This window comes from Rhodoferax ferrireducens T118 (assembly GCF_000013605.1).
Classification (GTDB): Bacteria; Pseudomonadota; Gammaproteobacteria; order Burkholderiales; family Burkholderiaceae_C; genus Rhodoferax; species Rhodoferax ferrireducens.
In genome coordinates, this window is sequence record NC_007908.1 from 4,445,134 (window position 1) to 4,468,478 (window position 23,345).

General features: G+C 61.3%; 26 protein-coding genes. 21 read left to right on the forward strand and 5 right to left on the reverse strand.

Going from position 1 to position 23,345, the window contains the following annotated elements; translation table 11 throughout:
- The first annotated feature begins 60 nt into the window (after window positions 1–60).
- The 16 genes from RFER_RS20180 (at window position 61) to RFER_RS23135 (ending at window position 13,860) form a co-directional block, all read left to right on the forward strand.
- A complete protein-coding gene (locus RFER_RS20180) occupies window positions 61–348 on the forward strand; it encodes a phosphopantetheine-binding protein (RefSeq protein ID WP_011466240.1) in 288 nt (95 codons plus the stop codon).
- Window positions 345–989 carry a hypothetical protein gene (locus RFER_RS20185; protein ID WP_011466241.1) on the forward strand — a complete coding sequence of 215 codons (645 nt, stop codon included), beginning with the start codon at window positions 345–347 and terminating at the stop codon, window positions 987–989. The genes RFER_RS20180 and RFER_RS20185 overlap by 4 nt, the downstream gene beginning before the upstream one ends.
- Before the next feature lies 1 nt (window position 990).
- Window positions 991–1,584 carry a LolA family protein gene (locus RFER_RS20190; RefSeq protein WP_011466242.1) on the forward strand — a complete coding sequence of 198 codons (594 nt, stop codon included), beginning with the start codon at window positions 991–993 and terminating at the stop codon, window positions 1,582–1,584.
- Window positions 1,581–2,435, forward strand: coding sequence for a polysaccharide deacetylase family protein (locus tag RFER_RS20195; protein WP_011466243.1), 855 nt, complete (start codon window positions 1,581–1,583; stop codon window positions 2,433–2,435). Before RFER_RS20190 ends, RFER_RS20195 begins: the two co-directional genes overlap by 4 nt.
- Before the next feature lie 154 nt (window positions 2,436–2,589).
- On the forward strand, window positions 2,590–3,783 hold the full coding sequence (locus RFER_RS20200; protein WP_011466244.1) for a beta-ketoacyl-[acyl-carrier-protein] synthase family protein: 1,194 nt from the start codon (window positions 2,590–2,592) through the stop codon (window positions 3,781–3,783).
- Window positions 3,780–4,574, forward strand: a complete 795-nt coding sequence (locus RFER_RS20205; protein WP_011466245.1) for a beta-ketoacyl synthase chain length factor — start codon at window positions 3,780–3,782, stop codon at window positions 4,572–4,574. Before RFER_RS20200 ends, RFER_RS20205 begins: the two co-directional genes overlap by 4 nt.
- Window positions 4,571–5,035 carry a hypothetical protein gene (locus RFER_RS20210; RefSeq protein ID WP_011466246.1) on the forward strand — a complete coding sequence of 155 codons (465 nt, stop codon included), beginning with the start codon at window positions 4,571–4,573 and terminating at the stop codon, window positions 5,033–5,035. Before RFER_RS20205 ends, RFER_RS20210 begins: the two co-directional genes overlap by 4 nt.
- Window positions 5,032–6,378: an AMP-binding protein gene (locus RFER_RS20215; RefSeq protein ID WP_011466247.1), complete on the forward strand. Its 1,347-nt coding sequence runs from the start codon at window positions 5,032–5,034 to the stop codon at window positions 6,376–6,378. The genes RFER_RS20210 and RFER_RS20215 overlap by 4 nt, the downstream gene beginning before the upstream one ends.
- Before the next feature lies 1 nt (window position 6,379).
- A complete protein-coding gene (locus RFER_RS20220; protein ID WP_011466248.1) occupies window positions 6,380–6,682 on the forward strand; it encodes a 3-hydroxyacyl-ACP dehydratase FabZ family protein in 303 nt (100 codons plus the stop codon).
- On the forward strand, window positions 6,675–7,589 hold the full coding sequence (locus RFER_RS20225) for an acyl-CoA synthetase (protein ID WP_011466249.1): 915 nt from the start codon (window positions 6,675–6,677) through the stop codon (window positions 7,587–7,589). The genes RFER_RS20220 and RFER_RS20225 overlap by 8 nt, the downstream gene beginning before the upstream one ends.
- The gene (locus RFER_RS20230; protein WP_011466250.1) at window positions 7,586–9,940 is read left to right on the forward strand and encodes an MMPL family transporter; all 2,355 of its coding nucleotides are present in this window, start codon (window positions 7,586–7,588) and stop codon (window positions 9,938–9,940) included. Before RFER_RS20225 ends, RFER_RS20230 begins: the two co-directional genes overlap by 4 nt.
- The gene (locus RFER_RS20235) at window positions 9,924–10,652 is read left to right on the forward strand and encodes an alpha/beta hydrolase-fold protein (protein WP_011466251.1); all 729 of its coding nucleotides are present in this window, start codon (window positions 9,924–9,926) and stop codon (window positions 10,650–10,652) included. Before RFER_RS20230 ends, RFER_RS20235 begins: the two co-directional genes overlap by 17 nt.
- A 3-nt stretch (window positions 10,653–10,655) precedes the next feature.
- Entirely contained in the window at window positions 10,656–11,159 is a 504-nt protein-coding gene (locus RFER_RS20240) for a hypothetical protein (protein WP_041791028.1), read from the forward strand.
- A 6-nt stretch (window positions 11,160–11,165) separates the two neighbouring features.
- Complete coding sequence (locus tag RFER_RS20245; RefSeq protein ID WP_011466253.1) at window positions 11,166–11,966, forward strand: beta-ketoacyl synthase chain length factor; 801 nt, start codon at window positions 11,166–11,168, stop codon at window positions 11,964–11,966.
- A 3-nt stretch (window positions 11,967–11,969) separates the two neighbouring features.
- A complete protein-coding gene (gene fabG / locus RFER_RS20250; protein WP_011466254.1) occupies window positions 11,970–12,710 on the forward strand; it encodes a 3-oxoacyl-ACP reductase FabG in 741 nt (246 codons plus the stop codon).
- A gap of 13 nt (window positions 12,711–12,723) precedes the next feature.
- Window positions 12,724–13,860 (forward strand): 1-acyl-sn-glycerol-3-phosphate acyltransferase, encoded by a 1,137-nt coding sequence (locus RFER_RS23135; protein ID WP_011466255.1) that lies wholly within the window; start codon window positions 12,724–12,726, stop codon window positions 13,858–13,860.
- Here the strand turns inward: RFER_RS23135 and RFER_RS20260 are convergent.
- Genes RFER_RS20260 through RFER_RS20275 form a run of 4 tightly spaced genes read right to left on the reverse strand, consistent with a single transcriptional unit; the run spans window position 13,857 to window position 17,512 of the window.
- Complete coding sequence (locus RFER_RS20260; RefSeq protein ID WP_244095756.1) at window positions 13,857–14,711, reverse strand: class I SAM-dependent methyltransferase; 855 nt, start codon at window positions 14,709–14,711, stop codon at window positions 13,857–13,859. The two genes, RFER_RS23135 and RFER_RS20260, sit on opposite strands and share 4 nt — an antisense overlap.
- Window positions 14,712–14,734: 23 nt before the next feature.
- Window positions 14,735–15,523, reverse strand: coding sequence for a glycosyltransferase family 2 protein (locus tag RFER_RS20265; protein ID WP_011466257.1), 789 nt, complete (start codon window positions 15,521–15,523; stop codon window positions 14,735–14,737).
- Between the two features lie 3 nt (window positions 15,524–15,526).
- The gene (locus RFER_RS20270; protein ID WP_011466258.1) at window positions 15,527–16,273 is read right to left on the reverse strand and encodes a lysophospholipid acyltransferase family protein; all 747 of its coding nucleotides are present in this window, start codon (window positions 16,271–16,273) and stop codon (window positions 15,527–15,529) included.
- A gap of 24 nt (window positions 16,274–16,297) precedes the next feature.
- The gene (locus tag RFER_RS20275) at window positions 16,298–17,512 is read right to left on the reverse strand and encodes a beta-ketoacyl-[acyl-carrier-protein] synthase family protein (protein ID WP_244095757.1); all 1,215 of its coding nucleotides are present in this window, start codon (window positions 17,510–17,512) and stop codon (window positions 16,298–16,300) included.
- 10 nt (window positions 17,513–17,522) lie between these two features.
- Here RFER_RS20275 and RFER_RS24735 point away from each other — a divergent pair, with 10 nt between their 5' ends.
- Genes RFER_RS24735 through RFER_RS20290 form a run of 3 tightly spaced genes read left to right on the forward strand, consistent with a single transcriptional unit; the run spans window position 17,523 to window position 19,853 of the window.
- Entirely contained in the window at window positions 17,523–18,080 is a 558-nt protein-coding gene (locus RFER_RS24735; protein ID WP_244095758.1) for an acyl carrier protein, read from the forward strand.
- A 10-nt stretch (window positions 18,081–18,090) separates the two neighbouring features.
- On the forward strand, window positions 18,091–19,353 hold the full coding sequence (locus RFER_RS20285; RefSeq protein WP_011466261.1) for a beta-ketoacyl-[acyl-carrier-protein] synthase family protein: 1,263 nt from the start codon (window positions 18,091–18,093) through the stop codon (window positions 19,351–19,353).
- Window positions 19,350–19,853: a 3-hydroxyacyl-ACP dehydratase FabZ family protein gene (locus RFER_RS20290; RefSeq protein ID WP_011466262.1), complete on the forward strand. Its 504-nt coding sequence runs from the start codon at window positions 19,350–19,352 to the stop codon at window positions 19,851–19,853. Before RFER_RS20285 ends, RFER_RS20290 begins: the two co-directional genes overlap by 4 nt.
- Before the next feature lie 37 nt (window positions 19,854–19,890).
- On the opposite strand, the gene RFER_RS20295 is transcribed toward RFER_RS20290, so the two are convergent.
- Window positions 19,891–20,769, reverse strand: coding sequence for a DUF3014 domain-containing protein (locus RFER_RS20295; RefSeq protein WP_011466263.1), 879 nt, complete (start codon window positions 20,767–20,769; stop codon window positions 19,891–19,893).
- A gap of 246 nt (window positions 20,770–21,015) precedes the next feature.
- Between RFER_RS20295 and RFER_RS20300 the strand changes: the two genes are divergently transcribed.
- Together RFER_RS20300 and RFER_RS20305 are read left to right on the forward strand one after the other, a co-directional pair.
- On the forward strand, window positions 21,016–21,330 hold the full coding sequence (locus RFER_RS20300; protein ID WP_011466264.1) for a BON domain-containing protein: 315 nt from the start codon (window positions 21,016–21,018) through the stop codon (window positions 21,328–21,330).
- A 166-nt stretch (window positions 21,331–21,496) separates the two neighbouring features.
- On the forward strand, window positions 21,497–23,329 hold the full coding sequence (locus RFER_RS20305; protein ID WP_011466265.1) for a DEAD/DEAH box helicase: 1,833 nt from the start codon (window positions 21,497–21,499) through the stop codon (window positions 23,327–23,329).
- The last annotated feature ends 16 nt before the right edge of the window (window positions 23,330–23,345 follow it).

The window sequence follows — 23,345 nt, forward strand, 5'->3', positions numbered from 1 at the left end:
CTGCCACGGCATCAGACCAACTTGCGCCGCAAACCAATTATTCCACGAATCTTTTCCCCCATGACTACCCTATCCAGTCCCGCTGAGGCCAACGCAAAACTCGAACGCGAAGTGGCTCAACTCATGGTCTCGGCGCTGAATCTTGAGGTCGCACCAGAGAGCATCCAAGCCGACTCCGAGTTGTACGGCGATGGCTTGGGCCTGGATTCCATTGACATTCTGGAAATTGCGCTGGTGGTGTCCAAACAATATGGCATTCAGATGAAGACCGAGGGTGAAGACAACTTCGCCATCTTCAAGTCGCTGCGCAGCCTGAGTGCCTATATCGCGGAAAAGCGCACCAAGTGACCCGCCTCACGCGGCTCCTGGTGTTTGCGGTAATTGCCATCGCAGGCGCTGCGTACCTGGCTTTCAGCCACCTGTTGACCATCAACGAACACCCCAGCTTGCTGATGCTGGCACTGGGGGTGACCCCTCTGACCGTCATGGCCTTGCTCGCTGCCTGGCATTCCCGCATGCGCTGGTTGGCCCTGACCCTGCTTGCGGCACTGGCGCTCACCGTGCTGTTGTATCTTGGTGCCCTGCGCAACCACGTCAACTGGCTGTATTTCATGCAACATGCCGGCGCCATGTCGCTGCTGGCCCTCACCTTTGGCAGCACACTGGGGCGTGGCGATGCCGAGGCTCTGTGCTCACGTGTCACACGCCTGATGCTGCCTGGCCCGGTTGATCCAACCTACATGCGCTACACATGGAAGGTCACGCTAGTCTGGACCGTGTACTTTGTGACCAGTGGGGTGGTGTCGGTAGGCCTGTTTTTCTGGGGGCCGATTACCGTCTGGTCCTACTTTGCCAACCTGCTCACTCCGGTCTTCGTCGGGCTGATGTTTGTCATTGAATACCTGGTGCGGGTGCGGGTACTGCCTGATCGCGCCCACTTCAGCATCGCCCAGACCATCCAGGCCTATCGTTCCTATGAGCAACGCTGACATGCCCTCACAACCCTTGCATCGCCTGAAACTGCTCACCGCCATCGTCGGCATGGCGCTGTGCGCCAGCAGCTACGGCGCAGACTGGGCACTGCCCGATCTGATGCATTCGCTGGCCCAGAAGAAATCCGGCAAAGCCAGCTTTGTCGAAAAAAAATACATCGGTATTCTGGACAAGCCACTGGAATCTTCCGGTGAACTGTCTTTTGAAGCGCCGAATCGCCTGGAAAAACGCACCCTCAAACCCCACCCGGAAATCATGCTGCTGGACGGCGACAAGCTGACCGTCACCCTGCATGAAAAGCAACCACTCTACCTGCGTCTGCAGGACCACCCAGAGTTGGCCGCTGTGGTCGACAGCATTCGCGGTACCCTCAGTGGTGACCAGGCCGCGCTGGAAAAAAACTACACCATCGAATTCACCGGCGTGCAAAACAAATGGCAACTGACCCTGACACCGGTGCAAAAAGCCGTGACCAAGGTGGTGAGCCAAATCCGTATTGGGGGTGCCGATGCAGCCATCAAGACCATCACATTTGATCAGATCGACGGTGACCGCTCTGAAATGACCATCTCCAAAGTTGTTGCACCTTGAACCTGCCAAGGCCCGCACAAACACCCCTGGCCAAACCTCGCCCGTGGCACCCTGGACCGTTTCTGCTGGCCCAGCTGGCATTACATGTCGCGGCACTGGTGTGGTTTCTGATTTCCCCTCATGAATGGCGCTGGGCGGCCGCCATTGTTCTCCTCAGTCAGTTGGTGCTGATGGCGGCCAGCCTGTGGCCACGCAGCACTTGCCTGGGTGCCAACCTGGTGCGCCTGCCCACTGCTGCGGTACAGCGGGCGGAAGTGGCCATCACCATTGATGACGGCCCCGACCCCCAGGTGACCCCACAGGTTCTGGCCATCCTCGCGCAGCAGGGTGCCAAAGCGACGTTTTTCTGCATTGGCGAGCGTGCCGCCGCACATCCTGAACTGTGCCGCAGCATACTGGCGCAGGGGCACCCCATTGAAAACCACGGCGCACGCCATCCCACCCTGTGTGCACTCTCGGGGCCCGCTGGCTGGCGACGCGAAATTGAGGATGGGCAACACATCCTGCAGCGCATCACGGGCCAGACACCCCACTTCTATCGTGCTGTCGCCGGCCTACGCAATCCCTTTCTGGACCCGGTTCTGCATGGATTGGGCCTGCAGTTGGCCACCTGGACCCGCCGTGGTTTTGATACCCGCGAGCGTGATCCTGAAAAAGTCTTGCGGCGACTGAGCCACCAACTCGCAGCGGGTGATATTTTGCTGTTGCACGATGGCAATGCAGCACGCACGCCTTCGGGCGAGGCGCTGATTGTGGCGGTGCTGCCCAGGTTGCTGGATGCCATCCGGGCGCACGGGCTGACCCCTGTCACGCTGGCCCATGCATGCATCCCCATCGAAAGCGAAAGCTGAAGTCTCTGCACCATGAGCCCCAGCCACTGAACGCACAAGACTTGATCAAGACAGAACAGCCATTAGGCAATGGCACCCCGTTTGCCAACACACAGCAAGAGGTGCACGCACCCTGGTCAAGTAAAATTTCAGCATTCCACCATGTGAATTCACCGTGCAGCCACTCTTAATAAATACATTCACAACCACCACCGCGTTGGGGCGTGGCCTTACCGACACATTGAGTGCACTGCGCGCGCAACGCAGCGGCTTGCAGGCACGTTCCTGGGAGACGGTGGACCTGCCCACTTGCCTGGGCGAGGTTGATGGCCTGGATGCCATCAACCTACGCGCCGACATGCAAGCATTCGACTGCCGCAACAACCGCCTGGCCCAGCTCGCTCTGGAACAGGACGGTTTCATGCAGAGTGTGCAAACCGCAGCAGAACACTATGGCCGACAACGCATCGGCGTATTTCTGGGCAGCAGCACATCGGGCATCCTGAGTTCAGAGCAAGCTTATCGCCAGCGTGACCCGGTCAGCGGTGCCCTGCCTGCCAGTCACAGTTACCGGCATACCCACAACATGTTCTCCGTGGCGGATTTCGTGCGCCATTACGCCGATCTGCAAGGGCCTGCGTGTGTGGTCTCTACCGCCTGCTCATCCAGCGCCAAAGTATTTGGCATCGCCCAGCGCATGATCGGCTGCGGCCTGATTGATGCTGCCGTGGTGGGGGGTGTCGACTCCCTGTGCCTGACCACTGTCTACGGCTTCAATTCACTGCAATTGATATCCAACCGCCCCTGCATGCCCTTTGATGCCCAGCGCGACGGCATTTCGATTGGTGAGGGCGCGGCCTTCATCTTGCTTGAACGTGCCGATCAGGCCCAGACAGATGACCTCCTGCTCAGTGGTGTCGGCGAGTCCAGCGATGCGCACCACATGTCATCGCCCCACCCCGAGGGACGGGGTGCGCGCCTGGCCATGCAAGCTGCCCTGGACATGGCAGGGCTGCAGCCGCAGACCATTGGCTATATCAACCTGCACGGCACGGCCACTCCCAGCAACGACGCGGTCGAAGATCTAGGGGTGACCGCAGTGTTCGGCACAAACACCCCCTGCAGCTCTACCAAGGGTCACACCGGCCACACCTTGGGAGCCGCCGGCAGTGTGGAAGCCGTGATCTGCGCGTTGGCGCTACGCCATGATTTTTTACCCGGCGGTGTCGGCACCCGCACCCCCGATCCACGCCTGCATTGCAATTACCTTTTGACAAACCAGGAGCAGGCCATTACCCACGCACTGAGCAACTCCTTTGGTTTTGGCGGCAGCAATTGCAGTTTGCTGTTCTCCCGGAAAAGGGCATGACGGCACTGCAGGTTTTTGTTGACGGTATCGGCTTGTATGCACCTGGGCTCGATGGATGGACGCATGCCCGTGCCGTGCTCGCTGCACCGCAAACCTACCGGGCAACACCCTTGCAACTGCCCAGCATCGACTCCCTGCCCGCTGCGGAACGCCGTCGGCTGGGTGTGGCGGTCAAGCTGGCGATGGCCGTTGCTTATGACGCAGCCCAAGCATCGTCAGCTGATCTCCAGCATTTGGGCACGGTATTTGCATCAAGTGCTGGCGATTGCGACAACTGCCACCAGATCCTGGAAAGCCTGGCTTCGCCTGACCGTGCGATTTCTCCCACCCGCTTTCACAATTCGGTGCACAACGCAGCCGCCGGGTACTGGAGCATTGCAACAGGCAGCCAACGACCCTCCACCAGTCTGAGTGCACAGGATGCAGGCTTTGGTGCCGCACTGTTGGAGGCCGCCAGCCAAATTCACAGCAACGCCCAGTCCTGCTTGCTGGTCGTGTTCGACACCCCCTATCCAGAGCCCCTGCATACCCTGCGCAGCGTCACCCACGCTTTTGGTGTCGCACTGCTGCTGACACCGGTGCGTAGCGCCTCTACCCTGTGTGGCCTGACGATTTCGCTGACTCAGACCCCTATCCATCCCATGCCCATCCCGGAACTCGAAGCCATGCGCGGCAACGTGCCGGCCGCCCGCGCACTGCCGTTGCTTTCGGCCTTGGCCACGACGCAGCCGCAGACGCTGGTGATCGAGTACCTGCAGGGGCTCAACCTGTCCATCACGCTGCAAGCATGACCATTGACCGAGCCTGGATTCAGCGCCACATTCCGCACCAGGGCACCATGTGCCTGCTGGAGGTGGTTAAGCAATGGGACGACACCTCCATCCAATGCCTGGCCCACAACCACGTGGCGCTGGACAACCCGCTGCGCAATACACATGGACTGCCCATCAGCGCCGGTATCGAATATGCGGCGCAAGCCATGGCGGTGCATGGTGCCCTGTTGGCCCCCGTGGACCAGCTGCCTGAAGTCGGTTACCTCACCAGTGTGCGCAATGTGCAATGGTGGACACCCCGACTGGACAATGTGGGGGCCGAGATCACCATTCAGGCCACCCGGATATCGGGCAACGAGGTGAGTCTGCTGTATGAGTTCAGCGTCCTCTGCCATGAACGTCTGCTGCTGCGTGGCCGTGCTGGTGTGATGGTCAAGCCACCGGCATCTCCCCAGAATCTCCTTGCTCCCCTCGCATGAACACCTTGCCCCTTTTACCCGGCTCCTTGAGCACCCAAACCATTGCCTACTGCAACCAGCGCCCGGTCAGCCAGGCCGAGTTCCTGCGCGACATCCTGGCTTTGGCTGCACGACTGCCGCAGACCGGACATGTCTTCAACCTGTGCAAGGACCGCTACTGGTTCTCCGTGGCCCTGTTTGCAGCCATCAGCCGCGGCATCGTGAGCCTGCTGCAAAACTCAACGGCCCCGGAAAACATGGCGGCACTGTTTGCCGATTTCCCCGACGCCATCTGCCTGGGTGAGCAAACCAAGCCCATGGTGGCGCACATGCCCTATGTGCAGGTTCCACACACCACACCGTTGGCAGCCGACGCGCCACTGGCTATGCCGCAGATTCCACGCAGCCAACAGATTGTGCGTATCTTCACCTCTGGCTCGACCGGCAAACCACAGGCCCACAGCATGAGCTTCTGGCGCATGCACAAGTGCGCCCTGACCGAGGCCCAGCGCATGTGGGAAGCCGCTGGTGGCCCCTGCTCAGTGCTGGGCACCGTGTCGCCCCAGCACATGTTCGGGCTGGAAGCAACCGTGCTGCTGCCGATCTTTGGGGGTGGCCAGTTCAGTGCCAGCCAACCGTTCTTTCCGTCCGATGTGGCCAGCGCCCTGGCCGAACTGCCCGAACCACGCCTGCTGGTTTCCACCCCCTTTCACTTGCGCAAGCTGATGGACGCTCAGATCACCTTGCCCCGCGTCAGCGCCGTGCTGTCGGCCACGGCCCCGCTGTCACTGGAACTGGCCCAGGAAGTCGAAGCCCAGTTGAATGCACCCATGGTGGAAATCTACGGCTCCACCGAAACCGGTGCGCTGGCGACCCGGCGGCCCACCCAAGGGGCGCAGTGGGAAACCTATGCCGGCATTTCGCTGCAACAGAACCAAGACCTGACCCACGCCCACGCCGAGCACTTTGATGCGCCGCAAACCCTCAACGATGTGGTGGAGTTGCTGAGCCCGAGCCGCTTCTACCTGCGAGGGCGCAACTCGGACATGATCAACATCGTCGGCAAACGCAATTCGCTGGCTTTTCTCAACCAGCTCCTGCTCAGCCTGCCCGGCGTGGAGGACGGCGTTTTCTGCATGCACGACGGTGAATCAGCCGACGACGTGCCGCGCCTGATGGCCTTTGTGGTGGCCCCCTCGCTCACAGGCACCGCTATCCAGGCCAGCTTGCGCCAGCATGTGGACCCGGTGTTCCTGCCCCGCCCACTGGTCCTTCTAGCCACCTTGCCGCGTGATACCAGCGGGAAATTGGCCGCCTCAACCCTGGCCGGGCTGCGCGCCAAACACCTTGCCACAAGGACCTGATATGCCTGTTGTCGCACTGCCATTTGCTGCGGACCATCCGGTGTTTGCGGGCCATTTCCCCGGGCACCCGATCGTGCCCGGCGTGCTGTTGCTGGATTGGGCGCAGGCGGCTATTGAAGCCCAACTGGGTCACCACCTCCAGGCGCTGGCCGAAGCCAAATTCCACAGTCCAGCCACGCCTGCCGACCCTCTCGAACTTGGTTTTGAAGTCGGCAACTCTGCCGTGCGCTTCGAAATTCGTAGCGCGACACGCAAGATTGCCAGCGGCCGCTTTCCCTTGCCACCAAGCGCAACCCATGAGTGAGCCTACACCCCCCAAACAGGTTGACGACAAGCCTGCATGGATGCAGCACGAAGAGCGCGGCAGCTTTTTCCTGCTCCAGCTGATGAGCCGTATTTCCCTGCTGTTTGGGCGTCGCCTCTCGCGCATCGTGGTCTATGGCATTGCCCTGTACTTTCTGCTAGCCGCCCCCACGGCCCGCAAAGCCTCACGCAGTTACCTGGAACGTGCCCTGCAACGCAGGGTCACCTGGGGCGACCTCTACCGGCACATCCTGGCTTTTGCCAGCACCATTCATGACCGTTTCTACCTGCTCAACAACCAGACTGAGCTGTTTGACATCCAGGTGTTTGGCGCAGAGCCAATCAGTAACGGCCAAGGCATGCTGCTGTTCGGCGCACACATGGGTAGTTTCGAGGTCTTGCTCACCCATGGCCGAAGCCATCAACACAACTCCTGCATTGCGATGTACCCGGAGAATGCCCGCCAGCTCAACCGCGCGCTGGCAGCCATCAATCCGCAAGCGATCACCGGCATCATTGCACTGGGCCAGATGGATTCCATGCTGACCATCCACCACAAGCTGGAAACGGGCGCAATGGTCGGTGTCCTGGCCGACCGTGCCGCTGGCCCGGACCACTACCTCAGCCTGCCGTTTCTGGGAGCCCCCGCACGCTTTCCAACCGGCCCGTTTCGCATGGCCGCCATGCTCGGCTACCCGGTCTACTTCATGACCGGGCTGTACTGCGGAGGCAATCGTTATGAGGTGCACTTTGAGCCACTGGCCGACTTTGCTGGCATCACCCGCGACCAACGCGATCAAGCGGTTCGCGAGACACTCCAAAAATACGTCACCTCCCTGGAGCGGCACTGCAAGGCAGCGCCCTACAACTGGTTCAATTTTTTTGAATTTTGGGAATCAAGCCCATGACAACTAAACGCCGCGCACTGCCGCTGGTGATCTGGCTCGCAGGCCTGTTGGCCTGCCTGCTGGTGATGCTGCAAACCCACTTTGTCGCGGATTTGTCAGCCTTCATGCCCCGTACACCCAATGCACGCCAGCAACTCCTGATTGACCAACTGCGCGATGGTGCGGTGGCCCGACTGATCATGATGGGCATCGAAGGCGGCGATGCCGCCGAACGCGCCCGACTGTCACGCGCCCTGGCCAAAGATTTGCAGCAGAGTGGCCTGTTTGTCGCCGTGCAAAACGGCCAGGAAGAAACCATGGAGCGTGACCGAGCGTACTTCTTCGACAACCGCTACCTGCTCAGTCCGGCAGTCACGCCCGCGCACTTTGAGGCCGAAGGTTTACACACCGCCATCAGCAATTCCATCGACGCATTGTCCGGTGATGCCGGCATGAGCATCAAACGATTGTTTACACGCGACCCCACTGGCGAAACCCTGCACCTACTGGAGCAATTCTCAGGCCTCAATCAACCGCAGAACAGCAACGGCGCCTGGGCCTCACGCGACGGCAAACGCGCCTTGCTGCTGGCCTTTACCCGCGCAGCCGGATCTGATACCGAAGCCCAGTCCCAAACGGTCAACACCACCCGTGCGCTGTTTGCCGCATTGCCTGGGCGCAACCCGGATGCCCGTCTGGTGATGAGTGGTGCGGGTGTCTCCTCGGTGGCCTCGCGCGCCACCATTCAGAACGAGGTCGAGCGCCTGGCCACCGCCAGTTTTGTCCTGGTGGTCTGCCTGCTGCTGGCGGTCTACCGCTCACCCACCCTCCTGGTCTTGGGCTTGCTGCCGGTGCTGTCCGGGGTCGCTGCCGGCATCGCCGCCGTGAGTCTGGGCTTTGGTCAGGTACATGGTCTGACGCTGGGCTTTGGCACCACCCTGATTGGTGAAGCGGTGGACTACTCGATCTACTTCTTCATTCAACGCAGCAGCACCCAGGTCTCGCCCCATTTCTGGCGCACCATCTGGCTGGGTGTCCTGACCTCCATTGCAGGTTTTGCCGCCCTGCTGAGCTCCAGCTTCCCTGGCCTGGCCCAACTGGGTCTGTATTCCATCAGCGGGCTGGTGGCGGCCGTGCTGGTCACACGCTACGTGCTGCCCGTCCTGACACCGCGGAAATTGGCCTTGCGCGACCTCAGCCGGATGGCGGTCAAACTGGATCATGGCATCGAACGCGCCGCCGCGCTGCGCTGGCCGGTGGTCGCGTTGGCGCTGGCGGCCTGCGCTGCCGTGCTGCTGCACAACGGCAGCATCTGGAATCGCCACCTCTCCGGCCTCAATCCCATTCCCCAATCCGAACGGCAAGTGGACGAGCAACTGCGTGGCGACCTGGGTGGAACCGATACACGCTACATCATGGCGCTGACCGCACCGAACCAGGAGGCCGCGCTGCAACAAGCCGAGCGTGCGGGCACCGTGCTGCAAAGCCTGGTGACAGCGCAAGTGATGGCGGGCTTCAGCTCACCCGCCACCGTACTGCCCAGCGTAGCCTTGCAGCATGCCAGACAAGCCGCGTTGCCCGACGCGGCACAGGCACCCGCGCGCTTGCAACAAGCACTGCAAGACTTGCCGGTTCGGGCTGAACGACTGGCCCCGTTTCTGAGCGACCTGCAAACCGCACAAAAACACCCGCCCCTGCAGCGAAAGGACTTGGACGGCACATCCGTGGCGCTGATGGTGGACTCCATGCTGATCCCACGCACGTCTGATATCCTGGTGCTGATGCCCTTGCGCCCCATGACCAACGGCCCCTTGGCGGACAACCTCCCGCTGGACCAGGTGCATGCGGCGCTGCGCGCCAAAGGCTTGAATGACGCGGTGGTGATCGACATGCTGGAAGAGTCCAGCAGCCTGTTTGACGGTTACCGCCATGAGGCTTTGTGGCTGTCGGGCCTGGGCTGTCTGTTCATCCTGGCGCTGCTGCTGGCCTCACTGCGTTCCTGGGTTCGCACCCTGCGGGTGGCGGCACCCCTGGCGTGTGCCGTGGTGTGTGTCACCGCCATCCTGCTGCTGCAGGGCATCCAGCTCACCATCCTGCACCTGGTGGGCTTGTTGCTGGTGGTGGCTGTTGGCTCCAATTACGCCCTGTTCTTTGACCGCAGCGCACAGACTGGCAGTGCCGCCTACCGCCAGCAAACACAAGTGGCCCTGCTGGTCGCCAACCTGACTTCAGTGGGCAGCTTTGGCTTGCTGGGCCTGTCCAAAGTGCCGGTGCTGGCTGCCATTGGCAGCACCGTGGCACCCGGGGCTTTTCTGGCCCTGGTCTTTGCCGCCATCCTGACGCGAGAGCGCACTGATGCACACCCGCACTGATCTGCACACCGCCACCCAACGCAGCGACACGCTTCTGGTGCTGCTGCCGCCTGCACTGTCAAGCATTGATGACTTTTACGACCAAGGTTTTGTGGAGGCTGTACGCCAGCGCCAGTTACCCGTGGATCTGCGTCTGGTCGATGTCACGGCGCAATATGTGATCGACAAGAGTCTGGTCGACGCACTGCACGCAGAAGTGCTGCAACCCGCGCGTGCCGAAGGCTATCGTGCGGTCTGGCTGGCGGGTATTTCCATGGGTGCCTTCAGCGCGCTGCACTATGTGGCCCACCATGCCGAGCAGGCCTCAGGCATCTTTCTGATAGCCCCTTATCCCGGCACGGGCGATGTCCTGGCTGAAATCCGCACCGCAGGCGGCGCGCTTGCCTGGTGTCAGAACCCAAGCAGCGTTTTGGATGAACGCAAGTGGTGGCAATGGCTGGGCCGGGAATCCATAAAAGGCGAATGGAAAACCCCGGTGTATTTAGGCACCGGCAGCGCCGACCGATTCCTGAGCGGGCAGCAATTGCTCTCGAATTTACTGCCCGAGGATCACGTGCGCGTACTCCCTGGCAAACATCAATGGCCCACCTGGCAGGCGCTGTGGGCAGATTGGCTGGACCACGGGCCGCTGGCCTGCAAAGCCGCCTGTTCAGGCGCACCAACACCACCTCTGCCGAGTCTGAAGGTGGCTGGTGGTACCTACAATGGTTGATCAATGACCACCGTAAAAAAAGGGCACCACATGCACATCACACACACCTGCAAACGATGCTTGATCGGTCTGTTGCTGGGTGCCAGCGTATGGGCGTCTGCCATTGCGGCGGAAACAGATGACAGCCCAGTCAACAGTTGCCTGAACGCCTGGGGAAAACACCCTTTCGGGAAAAATCCTCCATACAAAACACTCTCCACCTCGGTCAAGGTGTTCGGCATCGGCCCCGACACCGCCGACACCGAAGTCACACAAACTCCCGCGCTGGTTCTGGTCAATCCCGGCGTCAACGTTGCGGGCGGTTCGGTCGTGCAGGTGCTTAACCCCAATGGCTGGTACTGCTTTCGGACCACTGTCAGCGTCATGGGGGGGGTGACCATCAAAGCCCATTGCAAATCGCACCTGGCCACCACGGCTGGTGACGTGCTGGCGGGCGCAAACGCCTCTGACGGCAAAGGCGTGACCGTCCTGGGAACGACCCAAGTGGAACGCGTCGGGTGTGATTGATCACACATGAGTACACCAACCATCTACCTCGACGGTGTCGGCGTGTTCGGCCCCGGCCTTGCCGGTTGGGCGCAAACCTGTGAAGTGCTGGCCGGCCGCCAGCCCTATGCGGCTGCGCCCACTGCCCTGCCCGCCGTTGAAAAGCTCCCTCCCGCCGAACGCAGACGGGTGGGCATGCCCGTCAAACTGTCAATGGCCATCGGCTTGGAGGCGGCACGCCATGCCGGGGCTGACCTGGCCAACCTGGCCACCGTGTTTTCCTCAACCGAAGCCGATTGCGACAACTCCCATGCCATTCTGGAAGCCCTGGCCTCCAGCGACCGCGCCCTGTCCCCAACCCGCTTTCACAACTCGGTGCACAACGCGGCATCCGGCTACTGGGGCATCGCCACCGGCAGCATGCAACCCAGCACCAGCCTGAGCGCCTTTGATGCTACCTTTGCCGCCGGGCTGCTGGAAGCCACCACCCAAGCCAACAGCAGCGGCCAACCTTGCCTGCTGCTGGCCTATGACACAACCTATCCCGAACCTCTGCACAGACTGCGGCCCATTCCTGCTGCCATGGGGGTGGCCCTGATCCTCAACCCCTGCCAGACTCCGGCAGCACTGGCGCAGTTCAAGATAAGCTTCAGCGACGCACCGGCAACCCACCTGCCCCAGGACGACCTGGAGCATTTGCGCCAGAGCATTCCGGTGGCCCGCAGCCTGCCTGTGCTGGCCCTGCTGGCACAAGGCCGCAGTGGATCGGTGGTGGTGGACTACCTGGACACGCTGCGCCTGGGCATCGAAGTCTGCAACATCGCCTGAACCATGAATATCGAATCAACACCTACGAGGCGCGCCCTGGTCACCGGTGGCAGTGGAGCCATCGGCGCGGCGATCTGCCGCCGCCTTGCTGCCGACGGTCTGCATGTGATCGTGCACGCCAACAGCCATCTTGCCAGTGCCCAAAGCCTGTGCGACGAGCTGCAAAACAGCGGCGGCTCGGCGCAGGCCGTTCAGTTTGACGTGACCGACAGCAACGCCACTCAGACTACCCTGGAAGCCCTGCTGGAAGACGGCCCGATCCAGGTGCTAGTGAACAATGCCGGCATCCATGATGATGCCGTCTTTCCCGGCATGCAGCGCCAGCAGTGGCACCGGGTGATTGATGTGTCGCTGCACGGTTTTTTCAACGTCACACAGCCACTGTCCATGCCCATGATCCGCAGCCGCTGGGGCCGCATCATCAGCATTTCTTCGATTGCCGGCCTGACCGGCAACCGTGGTCAGACCAACTACGCCGCCGCCAAGGGCGCGTTACACGCGGCCAGTAAATCACTCGCGCTGGAGCTGGCCACACGCGGCATCACCGTCAACGCCGTGGCCCCCGGCATCATCAGCTCAGACATGACCAAAGATGTTTTTGACAGCACCGCCATTGCCAACCTGGTGCCCATGAAACGCGCCGGCAAACCGGAAGAAGTGGCCGCCCTGGTGGGTTTCCTGGCCTCAGACAGCGCGGCTTACATCACAGGCCAGGTCATTTCAGTCAACGGCGGCATGGCTTGACCGGCCCTTCAACATGCCACACCACCCCCTGAGTACCCGCACCCAACGCACGGTGGACAGCCCCGCCGAATTTGCTGCCTGCCGCGACCGGTTTTTTACCCGCCCACTGTCCGACACCATGCTGCGCTGGTGTTTTCCTGAGCTGTCCCGGCAGGCCGTCGTCGAGCAGACCAATGCCTTTCGCGGCACCGAGGAGTTCCAGTTCGCCTACGTCAACCCGATGCTGCAGCGCATTCTCAAAGAGACCTCACAGGGCCTGAGCATTTCCGGCCTGGACCAGCTGCCGACTGACCGCAAATTTCTCTTCATCTCCAACCACCGCTGCATCGTCATGGACGCTGCACTGGTTTCACTGAACCTGCTGTCCAGCGGGCGGGGCACCTGCAAGGTGTGTGTGGGCGACAACCTGATGGACACCCCCGGTGTGGCCGAGCTGATGCTGCTGCTCAATGGTGTGGTCATCAAGCGCAGCGGCGCACGCCGCGACGTGTATGCCAAGGCCCAGCAGACAGCCGCCTACCTGGCACGACAAATTGAAGAGCAGCGCTATTCCGTCTGGTTGTCGCAAAGTCCGGGCCGCACCAAAGACGGCAACGACCACACCGACCCGGCCATCATCAAGATGCTGGCTCTGGCAGGCGACAAAACCCGCGCCGATTTTGAGAAACTGCACATTGTTCCGGTCGCCATCTCCTACGAATTCGAGCCCTGCGCCACCCACAAGGTGCGCGAAACACTGCTGCGGCTCCAGCATGGCAAGTACCACAAGGCCGCTGACGAAGATGTGGCACAAATCCGGGACAGCGTGACTGCGAACAAAGGCCATATCCATCTGGCCTTCGGCAAGGAAATCCGCCTGGACGGTGCACACAGCGCCGATGCAGTGCAAGAAGTCGCTGACAGGATCGATGCGCAAATCTGGAGCATCTATCGCGCCTGGGACAGCAACCGGATCGCCCATGCCCTGCTGACCCAAGACAACTGGGACCTGGACACACCTTACGCACAAGCATTCCTGGGTCTGATTGCGAATCAGGTAGCGGAGTTGACCGCAATGGGGTTGCCCAGCGTCCCGGCGCGCGAAGCACTTCTGCAACTGTATGCACAACCGGTCTTCAACGCACGGCGCGCAGCCGCTTCCCGCACCTAATCCAACTCGCAGGGCAAGGCGTAACCACTGACCCGAAACCAGCTGGCCATGCTGCGAAAATTATCCTGGTGCGTGGCCGACAGTTTGGCAAACGCCTCCTTGGCGCGCTGCAGTGTCGGCGGATCCATCGGGCGCTGAAACGCACTTTTGAACACCACAAGGAACGGCGCCAACACTGTCACGTGGCGTTGCACGTCCGAACCCAACGGTGCCACGGCAGCAGACAACTCCTCCACGCTGAATGCGGCCCGAAGCGAATTGAAGTAGTCCTCGGTAAATTGCGTCGACTGCCGCAGGTCATCAGCAAAGAAGCGCTGGGTGCGAAGTAGCTTGAGTCGCCCGAAATCCGTCAAATAGAAACGCCCTTGCGGCTTCAACACCCGGCGAACCTCGCGCAGCGTGGTGCAGAGCGCCGCATGGTCCGGCAAATGGTGCAAGGACATGGTGCAGATCACGCCGTCCATGCTGGCGTCTTCCTGACGCACCAGGCGGGTCATGTCGCCCTGGACCAATTCAACGTTGTGAATGTGTGCCTGCGCCAATGTGTTTTGCGCGCACTGGAGCATGGTGGACGACGCATCCAGCCCGACAAAATGGACTTGCGGGTTGAGTCGCGCAATTTGCAGCAGCTGGTTGGCAGGACCACAGGCCAAGTCCAGCACGCGGTCGCCAGGCTGCAAGACCGAGGTGATCTGCACGGCGTGGTACAGGTAGAGAAACGCCAGCGCCCCACCCTCTTGACCGGCTCGAGCAAAGGACTCCGTCTGGGTCTCGCTCTGCATCACCAGGTTCGGCTCGGGCACCCGGGTCCGCTTGCGCCAATACAGTCGCTCGCGAAGCAGATGCATCATGACGGCTACAGACATAGGACCCCCTACTTGCCCAGGCTTGAGCGACGGCCCAACGCCCGCATCAGCAACATCGGCAGACGCAGCACAAACCCCACCATCAAGCGGATGTGCATCCAGGTCAGTAGCAGGTTGTCACGGCGGTAGTTGAAATGGGAAACACCGCCTTCATGCGCCTGCAAATACTTCACCGGTGCCGGCAGATTGATCGGTGGCACGCCCCGCCAGCACAAGCGCACGGCGGCCTCGGGGTCAAAATCAAAACGGCGCATCCAGCGCTGGCCCCGCATCACACTGCGCAATGGGTCCACCGGGTAGACACGAAAACCGTACAGTGAGTCGCCAATGCCGGCCCACAAGGTTTCCAGATTCGCCCACCAGTTGGATATTTTTCGTCCCCAGACGCGCAGCGCCGGTGCGCTGGCATCGAATACCGGTACGCCCAACACCATGGCCGCAGGTGTGGCCTGTGAGCAATGCATGAAAGCTTCTATCAGGTTCGCCGGGTGCTGGCCATCGGAGTCCATGCACAGGACATGGGTGTAACCCTGTTGCGCAGCCTGATCCAGTCCATACAACACAGCCGCGCCTTTGCCCTGATTCTTGGGCAGCACAATAACCCGCAGCCCCGCGTCCCGGGCCGCCATGTCCTGCAACACGGCGGCGGTGCCGTCGGTGCTGCCGTCGACCACGACCCACACCGGATTCCAGTGGACGCGGGCTTGCGCCACGGTCTCATAGACCTTGGCACCAGAGTTGTAGCTGGGGATCAGCACCAGATGAGTGGTGGAGGGCAAAGTGCGCTTGGAGTGCATCGATCAGGCCCCGCCGGAGAGCGGCTTGATCTCGCTGCGAAAATAGTCATGCAGGGTCAACGTGAATGCCTTGGGGTTGGTCGGTGGATCAAATCGCTGGCCCAGGCGAATGCGAAAGTGCATGGGCATGTCGGGTCGCTTCAGCCATGGCCAACCCTTGCCCAAAAACCGGCTGTCCTGTTCGATGATGATGGTCTGAATCGGAATGCCGGAGCGGTAGGACATATAGGCCGCGCCGATCTGAAACTCGCCCAGGGGCATCGGGTCGCTGCGCGTACCCTCGGGGAACAACAGGAGCTGACTGCCATGGTGCAATTCGTCCACCGCCAGATTGACCGCGCCGAGAAACAGGTCGTTGCGAATGTATCCGGCCAGGCGGGCACCGGCCCCCCACAGGGGACTGCGCATCAGCGACGCCTTGAGAATACAGGTCACATTCGGCAGCCGGGACAGCACCATCAGCGCATCCAGTAAACCAGGGTGGTTGACGGCCAGTATCAGAGGACCCGCGCCACGCAGGGTGTCCAGCGCAGCAATGTCGAAGCGACCCAGACCAATGACATCCAACAGCCAAATATAGGCCCGGAACCCGAGCGTGGCCATCCAGCGCCCCACCCACATGCCCCAACGGCTGGGCAAGACCAGGCCCAAGGGCAAGGCCAGGACCGTCCACAACAGACACCCCACACCCAGCATCACCAGTGCGAAGCGCAGGCGTGCAGCAGAATACAGATGGCGGAGGAATTGCATCAGAAAAACGGTGTCAGACAAGCGTTACGCATCGCTGGTTGCACGAAATGCCAGGACTGCGTTACTGCCCCCGAACGCAAAGGAATTGCTGATGGCGGCCTGCAGCGGCACATCGCGCAGGCCACTGCCCATCACATGCTGGACCCCCAGGCAGTCCGGAGCAACCTGCTCCAGGTGGGCGGTGGGCGGGATCGCCTTCCGGGCCAGTGCCAGCACGGTGATCAAAGCCTCCATGGCGCCGACCGCACCCAGCGAATGTCCATGCATCGACTTGGTGGCACTCACGGCCAATTGCCCGGCATGGACCCCGAAGACCTGCCTGAGCGCACTGATTTCAATCGGATCACCTTCCACTGTGGCCGTGCCATGGGCATTCACATAACCGACCTGTGCCGGCGCAAGTTCCGCTTCATGCAGCGCAGCCATAATGGCCCTGGATTGCCCCTGGGCATCGGGACGCACCAAATGTGTGTGATCACAACTTTGCCCAAATCCGGCCAGCTCGCAGTAGACGCGGGCACCACGCTGGCGTGCATGCTCCCAGTCTTCAAGCACCAGCGCAGCGGCGCCTTCACCCAGCACAAGACCCGTGCGTCCTTGCTGAAAGGGTCGGCAGGCGCGATACGCGGTTTGCTCATCTCCTGCCGCCACCACGCGCATCGCCTCCCAAGCCCGCATGATGGTAAATGCCAGCGGCGACTCGGAACCGCCCGCGACGATCAAGGAAGATTCGCCACGTTGAATTCGTCGAAACGCCTCACCGATGGAAACGGTGGAAGAAGCGCATGCCATGGAATAGGTCATGCAGGCGCTGCCCAACCCCAAAGCCATGGCGATATGGGATGCGGCCGCATTGTTCATCGCCATAGGCACCGACAAGGGAGAGACACGCTGCTTGCCGCGCAGGTACATGTCGCCGTAGCCCTTCTCGTACGTCAGCATGCCGCCGGCGGCCGTCCCCCAGGACACACCGTATTCGTCAGAGCCCGCACCCTCACGTTTCAGGCCGGCATCGTCCCAGGCTGAAAACGCTGCCGCTACACCCAACTGGCTGTAGCGGTCGGTGACATGGGTGATCGCATGACCTATCGACTTTTCAGAATCAAACTGGGCGCAGGTCACCGCAGGCTGCACCAGCCGGGATGGCGAGGTGGGATGCTCGTAGAGACGGATTGCGGATTCGCCGCGCATGATGCGGTCGAAAAAGTCGTCGGTGTCGCCGCCAAAGGGACTGACCATTCCAACGCCTGTGACAGCTACTCTCCGACCAGGCGCCTTGCTCATGAATTGCTGCGGGTTAAATCAGTTGGTTGTTTCCAGTGTGGCCATAATCAAAACAAATCAACTGGACCGCCACAGTGGTGTGCAGATGTGTTGGATTCTAAAGCACCCGAAATTTCAGAGACTGCCAAAACAGCCGGTTGAAAATTGTCCGGCGATGGATACATGCAAATGCCTTGCAACCATTGGTGTGCAGTGTGCAGTTCACCTGTTGCTGTACCCCGTTCCGATACAATCCCGCACCAATGTCACTCCGGTAGCCAGCATGTTATTTGATCAAATCAAGAATTATTTAGTGGAGACGGCAGGTGTTGATCCCCAGCAATTTGAGAATCCGGAATTGAAAATTGCTGATCTGGAACTGGATTCCCTCGGTTTGATCGAAATGTTATTTGAAGTCGAAGACAAATACGGCTTCCAAATTCCGGACCCCATGGTTTTTTTGCCTATGACCTTTGCCGGGATGGTGACTGCCATCGAAGCCATGGTGCAGGAACACACCAAGCTCCAAACCGCCCTCAACTGATCCCCGCTCCGTGAACAAAGTCGTTGTCACCGGCTCGGGTGTCATTTGCCCTCTGGGTGCCGACAAGGCCAGCGCTTTTGCGGCCGCCTTGGAAGCCCGCAGCGGCATCGGTGGTTGCCCCGCAGACATTGCCGCCAGGCTCCCTCATGTGGTGGTGGCGCAAGCCAGTGTTGACCCGCAAACCCTGCTGGAACGTGCTGACCAGGGGCTTGACCGTGCCACCCAATTTGCACTCGTGGCCACCGCGCAAGCCATTGCCGAGGCTGGTTTTACCTGCCCTCCCACGGATTCGCGCCGCGTCGGTGTCTTTGTGGGCATTGGTTTTGGCGGCTCGCAAACCAGTAACAGCTTGTACGAACGCTTTTACACCACGTTGCTCGACCCCAATCTGAAGCACAAAGACCCCACCGTCATGCATCCGCTCACGGTGCCACGCGTCATGGCCAATGCGGCCGCTGCCGCCATCACCATGCGCTACAAGCTGCACGGCCCCAGCAACACCTATTCGGTGGCCTGCGCCTCATCGGCCATTGCCATCGGTGAAGCTTACCGGGCCATCCGCCATGGCTATTTGGACGCAGCGGTGGTGGTTGGCACCGAAGCCATGCTCAACGCCGGGGCCATGCTGGGCTGGAACGCATTGCGCGTCATGGCCAAGGCGGACGCCAGCGACCCCTCTCGCAGCTGCCGCCCATTCTCCAGCGGTCGCAGCGGATTTGTGATTGGCGAAGGTGCCGCCGCCCTGGTGCTGGAGAGCGCCACCCGCAGCACCCAGCGCGGTGCCCGGGTGCTGGCCGAGTTGGCCGGTTACGGCTGCAGCAGTGACGCACAGCATCTAACTGCCCCCAGTGTCGATGGTCAAGCCCACGCCATGCAGCAAGCGCTGCAGGAAGCCGGTCTGGCCCCGGAACAAATTCAATACATCAATGCCCATGGCACCGCCACCGATGCCGGTGATGTGACCGAAACCCAATCCATCCACCAAGCCTTTGGCCCTGCGGCCCGCCTGGTTGCCGTGAGTTCAACCAAATCCATGCACGGGCATCTGATTGGTGCCACCGGGGCGCTGGAACTGGCGCTGAGCATTGAGGCGCTCAACAGCGGCTCCCTGCCGCCCACTGCCCACCTCGACAAACCCGATCTACGCTGTGATCTGGACTACATCCCGCTGCGAGCACGCCACGGCTGCCAGGTGGACGCGGTGATGTCGAATTCCTTCGCCTTTGGCGGCAGTAATGTGTCACTGATCGCTCGCCGGTTTGCTGCGCCATGACGCAGTTCATTCCTGAATTTCCATTCACCCTGGACCGCCGGGCCATTGAACAATTACTGCCCCACCGTGGGCCGATCTTTGCCTGCAAGCAGTTGATCGCGCGGGGCCCGCGCGCCTACACGGCCATTGCCAACTGGCCACTGGACAACGCTGTGGTCCAGGGACACTTCCCCGGCTTTCCGCTGGTGCCCGGAGTCATGCTGATTGAATCGGTGACCCAACTTGCCGGGGCCGGCTTGCTCAGTGCCGACAGCTACGTGCAGTCCCTGCCCAATGAACGTATTGGTGTGCTGGCATCGGTGCGGCGTTGTGCCTTCAAGCGCCCGGTGCAGCCGGAACAGGATGTCACGTTTGAGATCACCTGCCGCCAGATCGGTGCGGATGCCGTGCAGGTGAATGCCCAGGCCCTGGTAGATGGCATTGAAGTGGCCCAACTGGAAACCCTGATGGTCTACGCCGACAAAACGCAGTTTTCCGCCGTCATGGGGTGGGCCGCCTGACCCAGCATGAAGGCCAGGGCCGGCGTCATGGCGCTCTCTAACGGGGCACCACGCGTTTGATGAGTTGCTGGCGGACCGCGCTGAGTTTCACCTTCAGCCGGCGTTCGTTGACCGACCCGACGCGCAGCATGATTTTTTGGCCGGCTGACAGCGACTCAAAAGCCGGATTGGAAAACTCGTAGCGCACCCAGGGTTGCAGCGACGCAACCGATCCTTTGACCTCGGTCAGGTGAACCTGAATCGGCTCGTCGGCACCGGGCGTGGCGAGCAGTTGGTCAATCACCGCAATCAGCCGGTCGTTGAAGTAAGCCTTGGGGTAACCCAATTCTTCATACGCCTGTTGCAGCAAGGGGTACATGCGAATGTACAAATCGACGGCCTTGCCCGTGTCTACCGATTCGGCCAGCAGCACCAGCGGCGTGTAGCGCTGGCTGTTGTCGGCGTTGATGACGCTGCCGCCCGCGCGTTCTTCAACCATGAAGCGGCCAGGCGTCGGCTTGATGGGCCACAGCATGGGCGGCGCGTGGGAGCGTCCGAGGTTATCGACCGTGGCGACCAGGCGGCGCGGAAATTCATCAAGCGCCAAGAACTCAAGAACCGCCTTACGCCCCAGAAGATCGGTCAACACCGTACCCAAATCAGCCGCCTTCAAGGGGAGCGCCTGCGCGGGCTGTGCTTCGACCGGGTACTGGACCACCGGCTCTGCGGGCGCCGCAGCCGATTCGGGGGCGGCCGGTGCCGCCGCGGGTTCGGGTGCGGGCGCAGCCGCAACAGGCGTCTGGGGCGCGGGCCGGGACATGTTCCACCAAAGCGCTGCCGCGCCGATGATCGCCGCGCCGATGACGACGGCCAGCAGCGTGCGTCGTGCCGTGCTCATGCTGCTGGCGGCGCAAGCCTGGGGGCTGTCATCGCGCATTCTGTTCGTATAGCCATGCGTTTAATTATCTGCCTGCCCCTGGTGCCAGGACGCAACCGGATGTATCAGCGGCTGTTGCACGGGTGTCGCACCGCTTGCGAATCATCAAGTTCCTGCATTTTTTCGGGCTGCTTGTGGCTTGCCAGCCGGGTTACTTCGCATTACTCTTTTTTGCTGGTGGGGCTCGGAACCCGTCCGACAATCAGTCAAGGCCAAGCCCACATCAACTTTCACAGGAGGTTCATCATGATCATTCGTACTCTTCTTGCCGCCTTTGTTGCCGCAGTGGCTCTGCTCACCGCCACCGGCTGCGCCGTCACGCGCGGCCAGGAAACCGTCGGCGCCTATATTGACGATGCCACGATTACCACCCAAATCAAGGCGCGCTTCGTCGACAACACGCAGGTCGCCGCGACCAGCATCAAGGTCGAAACCCTCAATGGCGTCGTCCTGCTGTCGGGCTTTGCCAAGAACACCACGGAGAAAAGCACGGCGGAGAGCATCGCGCGTGGTGTGAACGGGGTGAAATCCGTGAGGAACGAGATCGTCGTGCGTCCGTGAGCGTGCGCGCAAACGCACTCGTGAATCTTCAAGACCGTGCGCTAGCGCACGGCACCAAACAGCAAGCTCCGCCGCGTTAAGGGTTTGACCTAACCCGATCCCTGCCAAGCCCCCTGCGATTGCGCCCATAATGGCCCGCAAACAATCTCAGGGACGGGATCACCACATGGCAACCCTCATACCGGCGCTTGGCGCTTGCGTGTCGCGCATGACAGGCGGCGAGCGACGCTTGGCCGAGCGGCTGGAACAAAAGCTCGACGACGACTACCTGCTCTGGTACGACGTGCCGATGGGCCCGAAGAACGCCCACCCCGACTTTTGCGTGATGCACCCGCGCCGGGGCATTCTGGTGCTGGAGGTGAAAGACTGGAAGCCCAGCACCATCCAGCAGGCCGACAAACAGACCTGGACCATCATCCCCGACGGCATTCCAAAAAACGTCATCAACCCGCTGGAGCAAGCCCGCCAATACGCGCATCAGGTTGTCAATGCGCTGGAGCGCGACCCGCAACTGGTGCAGGCGGATGGCCCCCACGCCGGCAAGCTGGCCTTCCCCTGGAGCTATGGCGTGGTGTTGACCAACATCACCCGCAAGCAGTTTGAAGCCGCAGAACTGCAGCACGCCATCGAGCCGCACCGCGTGCTGTGCCAGGACGAAATGCTGGAGAGCGTGGGCGCCGAAGAACTGCAAAGCCGCCTGTGGGACATGTTCCCCTACATGATGCGTGGCGTGATGAGCCTGCCGCAACTGGACCGCGTGCGCTGGATCATGTTTCCGCAGGTGCGGGTGCCACACGGGTCAACTGGGCAAACCGCGCTGTTTGACGACACCGACGCGGATGCGGATGCGGATGCGGAGATGCCCAGCATCATGCGCGTGATGGACATTCAGCAAGAGCAACTGGCGCGCAGCCTGGGCGATGGCCACCGTGTCATCCACGGCGTGGCGGGCTCGGGCAAGACCATGATTCTGGGCTACCGCGCCGAGTATCTGGCGCAGGCCAGAACCGCCAGCAGCAAGCCCATTCTCATCCTGTGTTTTAACGAGCCGCTGGGCGTGAAGCTGCACAGCGTGATGGACGCCAAGGGCTTGAGCGACAAGGTGCATGTGCGGCATTTTCATAAATGGTGCTATGACCAGCTCAAATACTCGGGACAGGCTATGCCACCCCAAGGCCCTAAGTTCTCGGAAGAACTGGTTGACCGTGTCATCCGCGCCGTAGACCGCAAGCAAATCCCCAGCGGCCAGTACCAGGCCGTGCTGATCGACGAAGGCCACGACTTCGCGCCCGAGTGGCTCAAACTGGTCACGCAAATGGTGGACCCCACCACCAACAGCCTGCTACTGCTGTACGACGATGCGCAAAGCATTTATGAGCGTGCGCGCAGCAAGCAGTTCAGTTTCAAAAGCGTGGGCGTGCAAGCGCAGGGCCGCACCACCATTTTGAAAATCAACTACCGCAACACCAAGCAGATTCTGCAAACCGCCAACCTCATTGCCGCCGATTTGCTGACTGCGGACGACCGGGACGATGACGGCATACCACTGGTGAAACCCATCAGCTGCGGGCGCGAAGGGCAGGCGCCCATCCTCATCAAACTGCCCAGTTTGCGCGAAGAAGCATTCGCCATTGCCGACCAACTCAGCCACGCGCACAAGGACGGCCACGCTTGGGGCGACATGGCCATCCTGTGCGCGGACTGGAAGACCATGGACCTGTGCGCCGACGCCCTGCACCAGCGCAAGCTGCCGTTCAATGTGCGCAAGCGCACCGGCGAGTACAACCCCGCAGCCGACGCCATCCAGATCATGACCATGAAGGTGAGCAAAGGCCTGGAGTTCCCCGTGGTGGCGCTGCCCGGCGTGGGGCACATGCCTGCGAAGGGCGAAGACGAGCAGGAAGCCGCGCGGGTGTTTTATGTGGCGGCGACGCGGGCGACGCAGAGGTTGGTGATTGGGGTGGGTGGGGATGGGGGGTTTGGGGTGAGATTGACCTGAGTGTCGTGTCGTACAG

Bases quoted from the DNA above. Each gene is read 5' to 3' on its own strand.
- RFER_RS20270 (WP_011466258.1), bottom strand. From the start codon at position 16,273: ATGCAATTCCTCCGCCATCTGTATTCTGCTGCACGCCTGCGCTTCGCA.
- RFER_RS20180 (WP_011466240.1), top strand. From the start codon at position 61: ATGACTACCCTATCCAGTCCCGCTGAGGCCAACGCAAAACTCGAACGC.
- RFER_RS20290 (WP_011466262.1), top strand. From the start codon at position 19,350: ATGACGCAGTTCATTCCTGAATTTCCATTCACCCTGGACCGCCGGGCC.
- RFER_RS23135 (WP_011466255.1), top strand. From the start codon at position 12,724: ATGCCACACCACCCCCTGAGTACCCGCACCCAACGCACGGTGGACAGC.
- RFER_RS20220 (WP_011466248.1), top strand. From the start codon at position 6,380: ATGCCTGTTGTCGCACTGCCATTTGCTGCGGACCATCCGGTGTTTGCG.
- fabG (WP_011466254.1), top strand. From the start codon at position 11,970: ATGAATATCGAATCAACACCTACGAGGCGCGCCCTGGTCACCGGTGGC.
- RFER_RS20265 (WP_011466257.1), bottom strand. From the start codon at position 15,523: ATGCACTCCAAGCGCACTTTGCCCTCCACCACTCATCTGGTGCTGATC.
- RFER_RS20225 (WP_011466249.1), top strand. From the start codon at position 6,675: ATGAGTGAGCCTACACCCCCCAAACAGGTTGACGACAAGCCTGCATGG.
- RFER_RS20275 (WP_244095757.1), bottom strand. From the start codon at position 17,512: ATGGTCAGTCCCTTTGGCGGCGACACCGACGACTTTTTCGACCGCATC.
- RFER_RS20215 (WP_011466247.1), top strand. From the start codon at position 5,032: ATGAACACCTTGCCCCTTTTACCCGGCTCCTTGAGCACCCAAACCATT.
- RFER_RS20240 (WP_041791028.1), top strand. From the start codon at position 10,656: ATGACCACCGTAAAAAAAGGGCACCACATGCACATCACACACACCTGC.
- RFER_RS20205 (WP_011466245.1), top strand. From the start codon at position 3,780: ATGACGGCACTGCAGGTTTTTGTTGACGGTATCGGCTTGTATGCACCT.
- RFER_RS20245 (WP_011466253.1), top strand. From the start codon at position 11,166: ATGAGTACACCAACCATCTACCTCGACGGTGTCGGCGTGTTCGGCCCC.
- RFER_RS20235 (WP_011466251.1), top strand. From the start codon at position 9,924: ATGCACACCCGCACTGATCTGCACACCGCCACCCAACGCAGCGACACG.
- RFER_RS20210 (WP_011466246.1), top strand. From the start codon at position 4,571: ATGACCATTGACCGAGCCTGGATTCAGCGCCACATTCCGCACCAGGGC.
- RFER_RS20305 (WP_011466265.1), top strand. From the start codon at position 21,497: ATGGCAACCCTCATACCGGCGCTTGGCGCTTGCGTGTCGCGCATGACA.
- RFER_RS20300 (WP_011466264.1), top strand. From the start codon at position 21,016: ATGATCATTCGTACTCTTCTTGCCGCCTTTGTTGCCGCAGTGGCTCTG.
- RFER_RS20295 (WP_011466263.1), bottom strand. From the start codon at position 20,769: ATGCGCGATGACAGCCCCCAGGCTTGCGCCGCCAGCAGCATGAGCACG.
- RFER_RS20260 (WP_244095756.1), bottom strand. From the start codon at position 14,711: ATGATGCATCTGCTTCGCGAGCGACTGTATTGGCGCAAGCGGACCCGG.
- RFER_RS20230 (WP_011466250.1), top strand. From the start codon at position 7,586: ATGACAACTAAACGCCGCGCACTGCCGCTGGTGATCTGGCTCGCAGGC.
- RFER_RS20190 (WP_011466242.1), top strand. From the start codon at position 991: ATGCCCTCACAACCCTTGCATCGCCTGAAACTGCTCACCGCCATCGTC.